The organism is Lacinutrix mariniflava, assembly GCF_001418015.1.
In the GTDB taxonomy this organism is placed as follows: domain Bacteria; phylum Bacteroidota; class Bacteroidia; order Flavobacteriales; family Flavobacteriaceae; genus Lacinutrix; species Lacinutrix mariniflava.
Window position 1 is genome coordinate 1,194,028 of the sequence record NZ_LIQG01000026.1, and the last position, 14,445, is coordinate 1,208,472.

The window sequence follows — 14,445 nt, forward strand, 5'->3', positions numbered from 1 at the left end:
TATTCCGATTTTTTATCGGAATGGTATCGAGAAGACATAAAAATAGTTTCCCATTTGTAGGGAATGATAAATACATTTATCAATGAAAAAGATAGAGCACTACGTTCAAGGACAATGGACAACAGGTAAAGAAGAAGGAACACCAATTCTAGATGCGGTAACAGGTGAAGCATTCGCTAGTATTGCAATCGAAGGTTTAGATGTTCCAGAAATTCTAAACTACGGAAGAACAAAAGGAGGAGAGAAACTTCGTAAAATGACTTTTCAAGAGCGAGGAAACATGCTTAAGAGTTTAGCCATGTATCTTACCAAAAGAAAAAATGCATTTTACGAATTAAGCTATAGAACCGGAGCAACCAAAGTAGATAGTTGGATTGACATCGAAGGTGGTTTTGGTAATTTATTCGCTAATGCTTCATTACGTAAACTATTCCCAAATCAACCCTATCACGTAGAAGGAGATGCTATCGATTTGTCTCGTGGCGGACGCTTTATGGCGCATCACATTATGGTGCCTAAAAAAGGAGTTGCAGTACATATTAATGCATTCAATTTCCCGGTTTGGGGAATGTTAGAAAAATGTGCCGTAAACTGGATGGCTGGAGTGCCTGCTGTGGTTTTGCCAGCACCTTCAACATCATATTTAGCCGAAGCTGTAGCAAAAGAAATTATAGCATCTGGTATTTTACCAGAAGGCGCATTACAAATCATAAACGGAACCGTAAAAACAATTCTTGACACTGTGGAGTCTCAAGATGTTGTAACATTTACGGGTTCAGCAAAAGTAGGACGCTTATTAAAAGCGCATCCACAATTAATACAAGAATCTGTACCATTTACTATGGAAGCCGATTCTTTAAACGCTTCAATTTTAGGAGAAGACGCAGTTCCGGGAACACCAGAATTCGACTTGTTTATTAAAGAGGTTAGAAAAGAAATGACGGTTAAAGCAGGGCAAAAATGTACTGCAATACGTAGAATAATTGTTCCGCAAAATTTAGTGGAAGATGTGCAAACGGCATTATCAAAAGCATTAGATAAGGTGACTATTGGAGATCCTAGATTAAAAGAAGTGAGAATGGGATCTTTAGTTAGTCATCAACAAGTGCAAGCGGTTAGAGATTCTGTAAATGATTTGTCTAAAGAAGCACAAATAGTTTACGGAAGTTTAGATCAAATAAATACCATTGGAGCAGATGCTAAAAAAGGCGCTTTTATTAGTCCTATTTTATTACGCTCTGATCGTCCTTTTGAAAATACAATCATTCACGAACGTGAAGCTTTCGGTCCAGTAAGTACAATAATGCCTTATAAAAACTTAGATGAAGCTATTTTGTTAGCGCAAATGGGTAAAGGGTCTTTAGTATCTTCAATTGCTACCAACGACGATAGAATTGCTAAAGATTATGTTGTTAATGCTGCATCTCATCATGGACGTATTATGGTTGTGAATCGGGATATGGCTAAAGAAAGTACAGGTCATGGTTCACCTTTACCTTACTTGGTGCATGGAGGACCAGGACGAGCAGGTGGTGGAGAAGAAATGGGTGGAATGCGTGGCATAAAACATTATTTGCAACGTACAGCTATTCAAGGTTCGCCAACTACAATTACGGAAATTACTGGTATTTATCAACAAAATGCAAAATATAAGGAAGCACCACAGCATCCATTTAAATACCATTGGGAAGATATTCAACCAGGAATGTCACTAAAAACGCATAAGCGTACCTTCACAGATACAGATATTATCAACTTTGCGAATCTTACTTGGGATCATTTTTACGCGCATACAGATATTACATCGTTAGAAGGTAGTATTTTTGAGAAGCGAACTGCGCATGGGTATTTCATTATTTCTGCAGCGGCAGGATTATTTGTATATCCAAATAAAGGACCTGTAGCTGCGAATTACGGATTAGAAGACTGTAGATTCTTGCGTCCATTATATCACAATGATACCGTTTATGTACGATTAACGTGTAAGCAAAAAGTAGATAGAGATGTCGCTTCGGCAGAACATCCTAGCGGTATCGTAAAATGGTATGTGGAGGTTTTTGATGCGGAAGATGAATTAGTTGCTATTGCTACTATTTTAACCATGGTGCAAAAGAAACAGGAAGCTTTCATTGAAATGACGGAAGATAAAATCACGGATTGTCTTTCCAAATTAAAAGAAGATTCAAAACCAAATTGGGGACTTTTAACGCCTCAGCATTTGATGGAGCATTTAGAACTTACATATAGAATTTGTTCTGGAGAGATTCAGGATTTTGAAATAGCTACACCAGAAAAAATATTAGAAAAAGTACATAACTCTTTATATAGTTATGATAAATTCCTAATGGGAACCGCTTTTCCAACATATAGAAAAAAGGAATTAGAAGATTTAGTACATTCCGATTTTGAAACAGCAAAAGTAAAGTTTATAGAAGCAAGAGAAGCTTATAAGTTGTTCTTTAAAGAAAATCCGGAAGCTAAATTGAAAAATATGGTTTTTGGCGAACTAAATAAATATGAATCGTATTTGTTAGAACGTAAACACTTGAACCACCACTTTGAGCAATTCGGATTAATATAAATGAAACTGTCATTCCGAACAAAGTGAAGGAATCTCATCAAAAGATTGCCTCGTCCTTCGTCCTCGCAATGACAAGAAATATAAAAAACCATGAGTACACCATACGTTAAATTAGACATACAAAACGAAGTAGGATATATAGAATTCTTCCATCCTGCACATAACTCTCTGCCAGGAGATATTCTTGCGAAATTAGCGCAAACAATAACAGATGCTGGAACTAATGACACTATAAAAGTGGTCGTTCTTAAAAGTGGAGGAGAAAGAACTTTTTGCGCAGGAGCAAGTTTCGAAGAGTTAATAAACATCAACGATGCTGCAACAGGAAAAGTGTTTTTCTCAGGATTCGCAAACGTAATTAACGCCATGCGTAAATGCCCGAAATTTATTATCGGTCGTGTACAAGGTAAAACAGTTGGAGGAGGTGTTGGATTAGCAGCTGCAACCGATTATTGTATGGCATCAAAATTCGCAGCTATTAAGCTTAGTGAATTAAATATTGGTATTGGACCATTTGTAGTTGGACCAGCAATCGAGCGCAAAATGGGTGTAAGCGCGATGTCGCAAATAGCGATTGATGCTAATACATTCTATTCGCCAGAATTCGCAAAAGAAAAAGGATTATATACCCACGTTTTTGAAAGCACAGAAGCGCTAGATGTAGCTGTTAAAGAAACAGCAGAACATTTGTGTACCTACAATACTGAAGCTATGCTAGAAATGAAAAAAGTATTCTGGCAAGGCACAGACGATTGGGATGCGCTTTTAGCCGAACGCGCTCAAACTAGTGGTAGATTGGTGCTTTCAGATTTTACAAAAGAAAAACTAAAAGGATTTAAATAAAATTGAATTTACTCTATGTAAATAATACTATGTTTTGGGATTGTAATTCCTTGTTTTAATACAACAAAATTAGAAGTTACAGCCCAAATAGTTGTGTTTACACTTATCAGTTTATTGGTGCTATCTATAAAATAAATCTTCACTTTAGTTTTTAATAAGTTGCCTAGTTGCGAGGCACGCTCTAAATAATGAGATCTTAATTTTCTCTTTTTAGCGCTACTTAAAGTTTCAGTTTTAGAAAATGATAATTGAGGGATATCCTCTTTTTGTATAGTGTAAGATGATGTTGTGTGATTCATAATTTGATATGTTTATTTGGGAGTAGTAGGTTTAAATATACAAAACCTTACGTTTTTCTGTCATTTTTATGAGTATTTAACAGTTTAATAATTAGTAATAAAATTATGGTTTACAGTTTTAAAGGTTATACGCCTGTCGTTCATGAAAGTAGTTTTGTACATCCATTAGCAGCAGTTACAGGAAATGTTATTATTGGTAAAAACTGTTATATTGGTCCGGGTGCTGCTATTCGCGGAGATTGGGGACAAATTATTTTAGAAGATGGTGTAAACGTACAAGAAAACTGTACTGTACATATGTTTCCAGGTAAGTCGATTACGCTTAAAGAAAGTGCACACGTCGGTCATGGTGCTATTATTCATGGTGCGAATTTGGGTAGAAACTGTCTAATTGGAATGAACACAGTTATTATGGACGATGCCGAAATAGGAGATGAATCCATTGTTGGAGCAATGGCTTTTGTGAAAGCCGAAACTAAAATACCAAAACGAAGTCTAGTGGTTGGTAATCCTGCAAAAGTAATTAAGCAAGTAAGCGACGAGATGATTGCTTGGAAAACCAAAGGCACGCAATTGTACCAACAATTACCAGCAGATTGCCACGAGAGTTTAAAAGCTGTCGAGCCTTTAAGAGAGGTTCCAGAAAGCATGATAATGCAAGAAGATGTTTATAAAACACTTCGCGATACATTTAAAAAATAATTTTAAATGATTGATTTGTTATTGGAAAGCGCTTTCTTCTTGTAAGCCATTGGAGATAATCCTTCAATTTTTTTAAATGATTTACAAAAATGTTCATAAGTATTAAATCCGCTTTGGTAAGCGACACTTTGTAAGCTATCGATACTCTTAATTATCTTTATAGAATACTTAATACGTTCTTTCATTATATAATTTACAGGTGTAATTCCGAAAGTGTCTTTAAAGCGATTAAAAAGTTTTGTTTTTCCAAATCCAGAAATAGCAACTAAGTCATCAATTGTGATTTTATTTCTTAAGTTGGTTTTAATGTAGCTAATTGTTTTTTCTATATTCTTATCTTTTATATTATTCTTCACGTTTTTAATTAATAGTGCACCTGCTTCTGTTTGAAGTACTCGTAGTATTAGTTCTCTTAATATAGCATTATTAATAATACTATTTAATCCGGAGTTTCCTGCTTTTAAATATTTGTAAAAACGCTCAAAACTTTCAATAGTATTTGTGTCGTTAGAAATAAAATGAGAATGTTTTTCATTTAAAGTGTATTCAAAATTTGTTTTCCAATCTTCATTTTCCATTAATTCTAATACTAGGTTTTCAATAAATTTAGGATCTACATCTAGGACTAAACATTTAGTAGGATTGGAAAAACTAGCATTGCTAATCTCTACTGTTTGTACTATGTTCTTCTCGGGAATAAAAACCATTCCAGGAAAAAATTCAACCTTAATATTTTCAGATATAACTGTTTTGTGACCAGAAAGCATTATGGTAATCATGTATTTGTCGAAAGTAAAAAGAATGTCTTTGCAAGGAGAGTTTGTTTCATATATGGTTAAAAGACCATTGTTAAACTTGTATTCTGTGCTTCTTTCAATAAATATTTTTCTTTCCATCTCTTCGTTTTTGAATTATAGTTAATAAAAGCAACATATAATTCAAATATATGTATTTTTTTTAGTTAAAATTTATTAAATGTGTTATAGTTTGATGATGACGTATAATAATTCATTTACAATAGGAATATCAATAGTAATTTGGTTGAAAGTTCATTTAAATCACGAAACAGTCAAATATTAATTTCTAAATCTTAATCATGAAAACTTACAATACAATAATAGGAGGGAAGCAAATAATCCCAACAAATACATTTGAAGTTAAAAATCCAGCAACAGAGGATCTTATTGGCTATGCTCCAATTTCTACAAAATTAGAAGTTGCGGAAGCTGTAGAGGCTGCAAAAAAAGCACAACCAGCTTGGGCTGCAATGGCAGATGAAGAAAGGAAGGGGTATATTATGAAAATAGCAGAGGTTCTTACAGATAATACTGAAGAATTAGCGACGTGGATTACAAAAGAACAAGGTAAACCGCTTGGAGGTCCAGGTTCTATGTTTGAGATGCAAGCTTGTGTAGGTTGGACTCAGGTTCCCGCGTCTTTAGACTTGCCAGTAGAAGTAGTTTTTGAAGATGACACAAGAAGAGATGAATTACATAGAAAACCTATTGGTGTTGTTGGGGCAATTGCACCATGGAACTGGCCTTTAATGATTGCTATTTGGCAAATAATTCCGGCACTTAGAGTAGGGAACACTGTAGTTTTAAAGCCTTCTGAATATACAACAATAGGAACTTTAGAAATGGTAAGAATGATTAATGAGGTGTTGCCTGCAGGAGTGTTAAATACCGTAAGTGGAACAGGCGAAATAGGTGCCGAACTAGTTGCTAATAAGGATGTAGGTAAAATAATGTTTACGGGCTCTAATAGTACTGGTGAAAAAATTATAAAAGGATCAGCAGGGAATATGACGCGTTTAACTTTAGAGTTAGGTGGTAATGATGCAGCTATTGTTATGGAAGATGTTAATCCAGAAGCTATTGCAGAAGGATTGTTTTGGGGAGCATTTTTAAATATGGGACAAACTTGTGCGTGTGCAAAGCGATTATATGTACATGAGAGTAAATATGAAGCTGTTATTAGTGTGCTTAGTGATTTGGCAGAAAAAATGCCAATGGGAAATGGTATGGATGAAGGTGTTGTTTTAGGGCCTATTCAAAATAAAATGCAGTACGACAAAGTTGTAGATTTAGTAGAAGATGCAAAAGCAAATAATGCAAGAATAGTTTGTGGAGGAAAAGCTAAAGAAGGTAAAGGTTTTTTCTATCCTATTACAATCATTGCAGATGTAGAAGATGGCACAAGAATAGTAGATGAGGAGCAGTTTGGTCCTGTTCTACCCATAATAAAGTATTCTAATATAGAAGATGCTATAAAAAGTGCTAATAGATTGGAGGCTGGTTTAGGAGCTTCAGTTTGGTCTGCTAATGTAGAGGAGGCTAAAAAAGTAGCATCAAGAATTGAAGCTGGTACAATTTGGGTAAATCAACATGGAGCAGTACATCCAATGGTTCCATTTGGAGGTGTTAAAAGTTCTGGTTATGGAGTAGAGTTTGGAGTAGATGGTCTAAAGTCCGTTACACAATCACAAGTAATTAGTGTTAATAAAGCTTAATTTTTTATATGATTTACAATAAGGAAATAGAAACTTTACCATTAAAAGAACTTAGAGAATTACAAAACAAGCGTTTGGCAACTATGCTAAATCGCATTTATACTAAGGTTCCTTTTTATAAAAACAAGTTCGACGAACTTGGTATTAATCCAGGTGATATTAAAGGTGTTCAGGATTTGCATTTATTGCCATTTACTAAAAAAACAGATTTAAGAGATAATTATCCTTTTGGTCTTTTTACATGTGATGTTACTAAGTTAAATAGAATTCACTGTTCTAGTGGTACTACAGGTAAACCAACTGTAGTCGGCTATACAAAAAATGATTTAGATGTTTTCGATGAGGTTATAGCAAGATCATTAGCATGTGCAGGTGCAACTCCAGAAATGCGTTTGCATAATGCATATGGTTATGGTTTGTTTACCGGAGGATTAGGTATGCATAGTGGAGCAACAAAATTAGGGATGACTGTTATTCCTGTTTCTGGAGGAATGACAGATAGGCAACTTCAGCTTTTAGAAGACTTTCAGTCGGAAGTTATTTGCTGTACACCTTCATATGCACAAACCATTGCAAACGAATGTGAGAAAAGAGGTATTGATACGTCTAGATTCAACTTAAAATATGCAATTCTTGGAGCAGAGCCATGGACAGATGCTATTAGAAAAGAGATAGAGCAAAAGCTAAATGTAAAGGCAACCAATATTTATGGTTTAAGTGAAATTATTGGTCCCGGTGTTTCTCAAGAAGATTTTGAAGAGCAAGGAACAGGAAGTTATATATGGGAAGATCATTTTTTTCCAGAAATAGTAGATAAAGATACTGGAGAGCCATTGCCTTATGGGGAAGAAGGTGTTTTGGTATTAACAACATTGACTAAAGAAGCTTTTCCTGTTTTAAGGTATTGGACTAATGATATTTGTAGCTTGTCTTACGATCATAGTATAAAGCGTACGCATGTAAAAATGAGCCCAATAAAAGGAAGGTCAGACGATATGCTAATTATTAGAGGTGTTAATCTTTTTCATACACAGGTAGAAGATGTTATCACAAATATTAAAGAGTTATCTCCAAATTATCAGCTTATAGTTTCTAAACATAATGCTATGGATATCGTAGAGGTAAAAGTAGAAGTGGTAGATAATGCTTTGATAAATAATGAAGACTTAATAAAAAAGTTTTCAAAAAAATAAAAGATAATATAGGATTGTCTATGAAAATTAACCTTCAGCCTATAGGAGCAATACCTAGAAGCGAGGGAGGTAAATTGAGTAGGATAGTAGATAATAGAAAAAAATAATGTAAAAAAAAACAAAAAATATGATTTATGATTATATAATAGTTGGAGCAGGTTCGGCAGGTTGTGTTATAGCAAATCGCTTATCCGAAAATTCAAACAATAAAGTTTTACTTATAGAAGCAGGAAGTCCAGATAACGATCCAAATATTCAATCTCCTGCAGGTTGGCCAGCAACTTGGAATACGGAGAGGGATTGGGCTTATATGACTGTACCGCAAAAAAAAGCAGGTAATAAACCTAAATATTGGCCAAGAGGTAAAACGCTTGGAGGTAGCAGTAGTATTAACGGTATGATTTATATAAGAGGTCATAAAACAGATTACGATAATTGGGCATATCAAGGTTGTACAGGTTGGGATTATAACAGTGTGTTGCCATATTTTAAAAAATCTGAAAACTACGAAAAAGGAGTAAGTGAAGTTCATGGGGGAAATGGACCTTTACACGTTACTACAATTAAAAAACCTAATCCAATTTCAGGTGTTGCTATAGCGGCATGTGAAGAAGTTGGTTTGCCTCTAACAGACGATTTTAACGCCAATATTTGGGGAGCAGGTTTAAATCATGTAACAGTTACGCCAGAAGGAGAACGTTGTTCGGCAGCTAAGGCTTTTTTAGTGCCTGTTCTTTCTCGTAAAAACTTGACAATTATTACTAATGCACAAGTTCAAAAACTTTCTTTTGAAGGAAAAAAATGTAAGGGTGTAATTTATAAAAAAGCAGGAGAGTTACATGAGGCTTTTTCATCTAAAGAGGTTGTGCTGTCTGGAGGAGCAATAGGATCACCTCAATTACTTATGCTCTCTGGTATTGGTAATGCTAAGGATTTAAAAGAGCATGGTATTGATAGTGTTGTCAATTTGCCAGGTGTTGGTCAAAATTTACACGATCATTTACTTGTAAGTGTCATTTTTGAAGCAAAACAACAAATTCCAGCTCCACAAGCAAATTTATTGGAAGCTCAATTGTTTTGGAAGAGTAAGCCAGAAATGATTGTACCAGATTTACAACCATTATTTATGGCTTTACCCTATTACAGTCCAGGATTAGAAGGACCGGAAAACGCATTTACGTTATGTGCTGGATTAATTCGTCCAGTGAGTAGAGGAGAAATAAAACTAAATTCTGCAAATGCAGAAGACGATCCTTACTTAGATCCAAATTATTTAGGAGAGCAAGCAGATTACGATGCAATGTATGAAGCTGTAAAACTGTGTCAACAACTCGGGCACACAAAAGCGATGTCAGAATGGACAAAGAAAGAGGTGTATCCTGGAAAAGATAAAACTGAAAAAGAAATAGAAGATTATATTAGAAATGCCTGCGAAACCTATCATCATATGGTAGGAACTTGTAAAATGGGAATTGATAGTATGTCTGTAGTCGATCCAGAGCTTAAAGTTCATGGAATTGAAGGACTTCGTGTGGCAGATGCATCTATAATGCCAACAATTATATCAGGAAATACAAATGCTCCTGCTATAATGATTGGCGAAAAAGCAGCGGATATGATTCTAATAGGATAAGCATTAATTAATTTAATTTAAATAGACATAATAAGGTTCACGATAAAATTAACCTGCAGCCAATAGTAAGTATTCTTAAGTGTTAAGTAAAAAGAATAAGAGATAATATTAACTAACTAACCAAATTAATGATGAAAAATATTAAAATAATTTTAATGCTATTGTTTCTAACTAATTTTGCCGTCCATGCGCAAAAGCAGGTTAAAGGTAAAGTAATAGACCAAAAAACTAACGATCCTTTAATAGGTGTAAACATTGTTGTCAAAGGAACGGATAAAGGAGCCGCAACAGATTTCGATGGGAATTATAGTATTGAAGTCAATAATGGTGATATTTTAGAGTTTAAAAATATAGGCTTTTTAAATAAAACGATTACAGTGTCCGAGACATCAAATTACAATGTAGCTATGGAAGAGTCTGCAGAATCTTTAGGTGAAATATTATTAACATCTAGAAAAAAAGCGGAATATGCTAGAGATATACCAATTAGTATTACGGCAATAGGAGGTAAAGAACTTCAAAAAAGTGGTTCTTTCGAGTTTACCGATTATGCATCAAAAGTACCTAACCTTTCTTTTGGTAAGCAAGGTGGTGGTGGTGATTTAGCAGATGGTAGAACGTCTAACTCTATTACCATTAGAGGTATAACAGGTAATGCAACAACGGCTTTTTATTTAGATGAAATTCCACTACCAGAAACCATCGATCCTAAGCTTGTAGATATTAAGCAGGTTGAGGTATTAAGAGGGCCTCAAGGTACTTTGTATGGTTCAAGTGCAATGGGTGGAGCTTTAAAAGTATTAACTAACGAGCCGAGTACAAAAAGTTTTTATGTTAATGCTGGTACAGAAATAAGTTCTGTAAAAGAAGGAGGTGCTAATTATGGTGCAGATGTCGTTTTTAATGTTCCATTAAAGGAGGATAAAGCGGCTTTAAGATTGGTAGGTTTCTACAATTCTAAAAGTGGTATTTTTGATAAAACACCTAGCGGATATGAGCCTTTAAATACAAATCATGCTGCTTTAACAGAGGTGAAAGAAGATGTTGATGATGAAAGAAGTTATGGTTTTCATGCAAGTTTAAAATTGACTCCAAATGATAAATGGACAGTGTTACCTAAATTAATATATCAGAAAACAGAAGCAGATGGTTATAATCTTGCAGATATTAAACCAGGTAATTTTAATACTGTTAGGTCTGCCGATATAGATGAGGATTTCGAAGATTCTTTTACGTCTACATCGCTTACTGTAAAACACAATACAGGTAAAGGGGAATTTGTTTCTGCGACATCTTATTTTGATAGATTTTTTAGTGAAACGGAAGATATGACGGAGTTTCTTAACGTTGCTTTTGAGTTTGATCCAGGTGTGTCGTATCCTCAGGATATTACAAGAACGGGTAATTATAGTAAGTTTATTCAAGAAATACGTTACATCTCGGATACCGAATCTAAAATTAATTTTGCGGCAGGTATTTTTTATGCTAATGAAACTTTAGATGAATTGAGTGTAGCAGCATCTCCTGGCTTGGGTCAGTTTATTGATGCAGCAGCAGATGAAAATGATACGTCCTTTGACGATGTTTACCGTGCAACTAACGAGTCGAAAATAAGCGAATTTGCTGTGTTTACAGAATGGTATTTTGATATAACAGATAAATTAAAAGCGACAGCAGGTGTGCGTTATTTTAATTCGGTAGGTGAGAGAAATAGAGCTTTGACGCCTTCTTTAGTTTCTGGTTATAGTTCTGTTGTTGGTAATTTGCCTGAGGTTAAGGGTAATGGTTTTAATCCTAAATTTGGTTTAAGCTATAAAATTAATGATAATAATATGGTGTACGCAACAGTGTCTAAAGGGTTTAGACTTGGAGGTGTAAATGCAACTTTGCCTTCTTTTAGTGTTGATGAGGCTAATGGTATTTTTGGAACAACTAATATTCCTCAAACTTATGAGTCTGATGATTTATGGAGTTATGAGTTAGGAGGAAAATTAGCTTCTAACAATAGAAAGTTTGTTTTAAACACTGCAGTTTTCTATAATAATTGGAATAATTTACAGCTTAGAAGCTTATTGCCAGCATCTGGTTATAACTTTTTAACTAATGTTGATGGTGCTAGAAGTGCAGGTTTCGAGCTTGATGCAACTGTGTATCCTGCAAAAGGAGTTACTTTAGGAGCTAGTTTTGGTTATATAGATTCTAAAATTACAGATGTAGGTGATAATATTTTTACAGATGCAAAAGAAGGAGATGAGATTTTATTAGTACCTTCTGTAACGGCAGCTGGTAATGCCGAATATTCTTGGGATGCCTTTGGAGGAAGTATGTTTTTACGAGCAGATGTTCAACATTCTGGAGAGCGTTATAGTAGTTTTGATAGAGCGCCAGAGCGTACTTTAGGAGCATATACAATAATGAATACAAGATTAGGTCTTCAATTAAAGAAATATGATTTTTCGATTTTTGTAAACAACCTAACAAATGAAGCGGCTAATTTTGGAGATGTAATCTCATTAGCAGCAGAGGTTCCAGGTAGAGTAAGGTATGCTAATAGTAGACCAACAACTATTGGAGCATCGCTTAGGGCTAGGTTTTAAGTGTTGATATGGCTCAAGTCATTAATTTATTGAGAATGTATATTAGTGACTTTGGCAATCAGAAAAGAATAATAATTATGAGAAAAAATAAAAAAGTAATGCGTGTAGAAAAAATATCTTTTGTGCTTCTGGCTATTTTGTTAAGTTTTAATTCATGCAATCAGTTGGAACAGAAAGTAGATGATAAAGCGTTAGCAGAAACTAAAGTGTTGGTTTCTAATGAAATTGTGCATCCTTTAGATGCGTTAAGTCAATTAGAATTAACAACAGTAAAAGCAATTCTTTTAGATGCTGAAAAAGTAACGGAAGCATCACGTTTTCCTGAGATTACATTAAAAGAACCTGCAAAGGAGGCGATGTATGCATGGGAAACAGGTAGTGTTATAGAAAGGGAGGCTAATATTGTTATTAGGCAAGACAAAAAAACATTTGAAGCAGTTGTAGATATTACTAATAAAAAGGTTTTAGACTGGAAAGAGATAAGTAATGTGCAGCCAGCACTGCTTATGGAAGAGTGGATGCAAGCTGGTGAATTATGGAAAAAAGACGAGCGTGTTATAGAAGCGTTAAGAAAAAGAGGTTATACTAATTTAGACGAAGTTGCTGGAGCGCCTTTAACTACAGGCTATTTTGGTACAGAAAGCACAGATCAAAGACTTTTAAAGGTTTGGTTGTTGGATATTAAAGGTGTTAAAACAAATCTTTTTGCAAAACCTATTAATGGTATTACGCCAGTAGTAGATGTAAATAAAGGAAAAGTTGTAGATGTTTTAATTGAAGAAACCACAGCGAGAAACGATATGGTTTACGACTACGATGAAGCGTCTGTTAATGCACATAAATTAAAACCGGTAATTATAACTTCACCAGAAGGAGATAATTTCTCATTTAAAAACGGAAAAATTGAGTGGGACAGATGGAATTTCCATTTTAGAATGGATAAGCGTTTTGGAGCAATAATTTCTCTTGCCGAATTTGATGGGCAATCTGTAGCTTACCAATTATCAGCAAACGAAATGTTTGTACCATATATGGATTCTGCCGAAGATTGGAAATACCGTTCGTATATGGATATTGGGGAATATGGTTTTGGTTTATTATCGTCTCCATTAGAATTAGGGACAGATGTTCCTGGTAACGCAACATTGTTAAATGCTGTAATACCAATGGATGATGGTACACCATTGTTGCAAGAAAATGTAATAGGTGTTTTCGAACGTAATACAGGAAGACCACTTTGGAGACACTCGGAGTTTTTAAATGAAACTCATGAAAGTAGAGCAGAAGTAGAATTGGTGGTAAGAACTATTCCTGTAGTAGGAAATTACGATTATGTAATAGATTATGTTTTTAGCACAAAAGGATTATTAAAAATAGAAGTAGGAGCTACAGGAATGGATGCAGCAAAAGCCGTGGAATCTAAAACAATGGACGATCCTAAAGCAATGCACGAAACTAAAGTTGGGAATTTAATAGCTCCGAATTTAATAGGTGTTTTTCATGATCATTTTCTTTCTTTTAGGTTAGATTTAGATGTGGATGGTATTAATAATTCCTTTGCAACAGATGAGGTTGTGCCTGTAAAGTATCCTAATAATTCAAGAAAGAGTGGTTGGGAAGTTGTAGAGCATCCGGAATTAAAAGAAGGTGCAATTGTAGAGAGTAGCGAAGCTCATGATGGCTATTGGAAAGTTGTGAATAAAAACTCTAAAAATAGTTTAGGGCAGTATAAAAGTTATCAAATATTAGGACATTCTTATTTGTCTGTTTTAGACGATGAAGATTTTCCGCAAAAAAGAGCAGCTTGGTCTAAAGAGCAACTTTGGGTAACGCCTTATGACAGAACAGAGTTGTATCCATCAGGTAAATATCCTAATCAAAGTAAAGGAGAGGATGGTATATTAAAATGGGTGGCACAAGACAGGAGTATAAATAATCAAGACATTGTGTGTTGGTATACTATGGGATTCCATCATATATCACTGCCAGAAGATTGGCCAGTTTTACCAACGGTTTGGCATAGTATGACCTTAAGACCTGCTAAAAGTTTCGATCGTAATCCAGCTATAGTTATCGGTAAGTAAA

The 14,445-nt window shown here is 34.7% G+C and carries 11 protein-coding genes; 9 read left to right on the forward strand and 2 right to left on the reverse strand.

Translation table 11 applies throughout. The annotated features are described in order from the left end of the window. Positions 1–82 precede the first annotated feature (82 nt). Positions 83–2,581 (forward strand): phenylacetic acid degradation bifunctional protein PaaZ, encoded by a 2,499-nt coding sequence (gene paaZ / locus ASC44_RS12270; protein WP_055447875.1) that lies wholly within the window; start codon positions 83–85, stop codon positions 2,579–2,581. Positions 2,582–2,671: 90 nt separating this feature from the next. Beyond that, positions 2,672–3,424 (forward strand): enoyl-CoA hydratase/isomerase family protein, encoded by a 753-nt coding sequence (locus tag ASC44_RS12275; RefSeq protein WP_055447876.1) that lies wholly within the window; start codon positions 2,672–2,674, stop codon positions 3,422–3,424. An 8-nt stretch (positions 3,425–3,432) separates the two neighbouring features. On the opposite strand, the gene ASC44_RS12280 is transcribed toward ASC44_RS12275, so the two are convergent. After that, positions 3,433–3,723, reverse strand: coding sequence for a hypothetical protein (locus ASC44_RS12280; protein WP_055447877.1), 291 nt, complete (start codon positions 3,721–3,723; stop codon positions 3,433–3,435). 105 nt (positions 3,724–3,828) lie between these two features. Between ASC44_RS12280 and ASC44_RS12285 the strand changes: the two genes are divergently transcribed. Then, the gene (locus ASC44_RS12285; protein WP_055447878.1) at positions 3,829–4,425 is read left to right on the forward strand and encodes an acyltransferase; all 597 of its coding nucleotides are present in this window, start codon (positions 3,829–3,831) and stop codon (positions 4,423–4,425) included. Positions 4,426–4,427: 2 nt separating this feature from the next. Here the strand turns inward: ASC44_RS12285 and ASC44_RS12290 are convergent, their stop codons facing one another. Then, a complete protein-coding gene (locus ASC44_RS12290; RefSeq protein WP_055447879.1) occupies positions 4,428–5,321 on the reverse strand; it encodes an AraC family transcriptional regulator in 894 nt (297 codons plus the stop codon). Positions 5,322–5,521: 200 nt separating this feature from the next. Between ASC44_RS12290 and ASC44_RS12295 the strand changes: the two genes are divergently transcribed. The 6 genes from ASC44_RS12295 to ASC44_RS12315 all read left to right on the forward strand — a co-directional run bounded on the left by ASC44_RS12295 (position 5,522) and on the right by ASC44_RS12315 (position 14,444). Beyond that, positions 5,522–6,937: an aldehyde dehydrogenase family protein gene (locus ASC44_RS12295; RefSeq protein WP_055447880.1), complete on the forward strand. Its 1,416-nt coding sequence runs from the start codon at positions 5,522–5,524 to the stop codon at positions 6,935–6,937. Positions 6,938–6,945: 8 nt separating this feature from the next. Further along, positions 6,946–8,130, forward strand: a complete 1,185-nt coding sequence (locus ASC44_RS12300; protein WP_275044212.1) for a phenylacetate--CoA ligase family protein — start codon at positions 6,946–6,948, stop codon at positions 8,128–8,130. Between the two features lie 20 nt (positions 8,131–8,150). Beyond that, positions 8,151–8,237, forward strand: a complete 87-nt coding sequence (locus tag ASC44_RS18450) for an acyl-CoA synthetase family protein (protein ID WP_275044214.1) — start codon at positions 8,151–8,153, stop codon at positions 8,235–8,237. A gap of 20 nt (positions 8,238–8,257) precedes the next feature. Next, positions 8,258–9,763, forward strand: a complete 1,506-nt coding sequence (locus tag ASC44_RS12305) for a GMC family oxidoreductase (RefSeq protein ID WP_055447881.1) — start codon at positions 8,258–8,260, stop codon at positions 9,761–9,763. Between the two features lie 131 nt (positions 9,764–9,894). Continuing rightward, positions 9,895–12,360 carry a TonB-dependent receptor gene (locus ASC44_RS12310; protein ID WP_055447882.1) on the forward strand — a complete coding sequence of 822 codons (2,466 nt, stop codon included), beginning with the start codon at positions 9,895–9,897 and terminating at the stop codon, positions 12,358–12,360. Between the two features lie 77 nt (positions 12,361–12,437). Beyond that, positions 12,438–14,444, forward strand: a complete 2,007-nt coding sequence (locus tag ASC44_RS12315) for a copper amine oxidase (protein WP_055447883.1) — start codon at positions 12,438–12,440, stop codon at positions 14,442–14,444. Position 14,445: the final 1 nt, after the last annotated feature.

Excerpts from the sequence above, each read along its gene's own strand:
- paaZ (WP_055447875.1), top strand. The coding sequence starts at position 83 with ATGAAAAAGATAGAGCACTACGTTCAAGGACAATGGACAACAGGTAAA.
- ASC44_RS12275 (WP_055447876.1), top strand. The coding sequence starts at position 2,672 with ATGAGTACACCATACGTTAAATTAGACATACAAAACGAAGTAGGATAT.
- ASC44_RS12280 (WP_055447877.1), bottom strand. The coding sequence starts at position 3,723 with ATGAATCACACAACATCATCTTACACTATACAAAAAGAGGATATCCCT.
- ASC44_RS12285 (WP_055447878.1), top strand. The coding sequence starts at position 3,829 with ATGGTTTACAGTTTTAAAGGTTATACGCCTGTCGTTCATGAAAGTAGT.
- ASC44_RS12290 (WP_055447879.1), bottom strand. The coding sequence starts at position 5,321 with ATGGAAAGAAAAATATTTATTGAAAGAAGCACAGAATACAAGTTTAAC.
- ASC44_RS12295 (WP_055447880.1), top strand. The coding sequence starts at position 5,522 with ATGAAAACTTACAATACAATAATAGGAGGGAAGCAAATAATCCCAACA.
- ASC44_RS12300 (WP_275044212.1), top strand. The coding sequence starts at position 6,946 with ATGATTTACAATAAGGAAATAGAAACTTTACCATTAAAAGAACTTAGA.
- ASC44_RS18450 (WP_275044214.1), top strand. The coding sequence starts at position 8,151 with ATGAAAATTAACCTTCAGCCTATAGGAGCAATACCTAGAAGCGAGGGA.
- ASC44_RS12305 (WP_055447881.1), top strand. The coding sequence starts at position 8,258 with ATGATTTATGATTATATAATAGTTGGAGCAGGTTCGGCAGGTTGTGTT.
- ASC44_RS12310 (WP_055447882.1), top strand. The coding sequence starts at position 9,895 with ATGAAAAATATTAAAATAATTTTAATGCTATTGTTTCTAACTAATTTT.
- ASC44_RS12315 (WP_055447883.1), top strand. The coding sequence starts at position 12,438 with ATGAGAAAAAATAAAAAAGTAATGCGTGTAGAAAAAATATCTTTTGTG.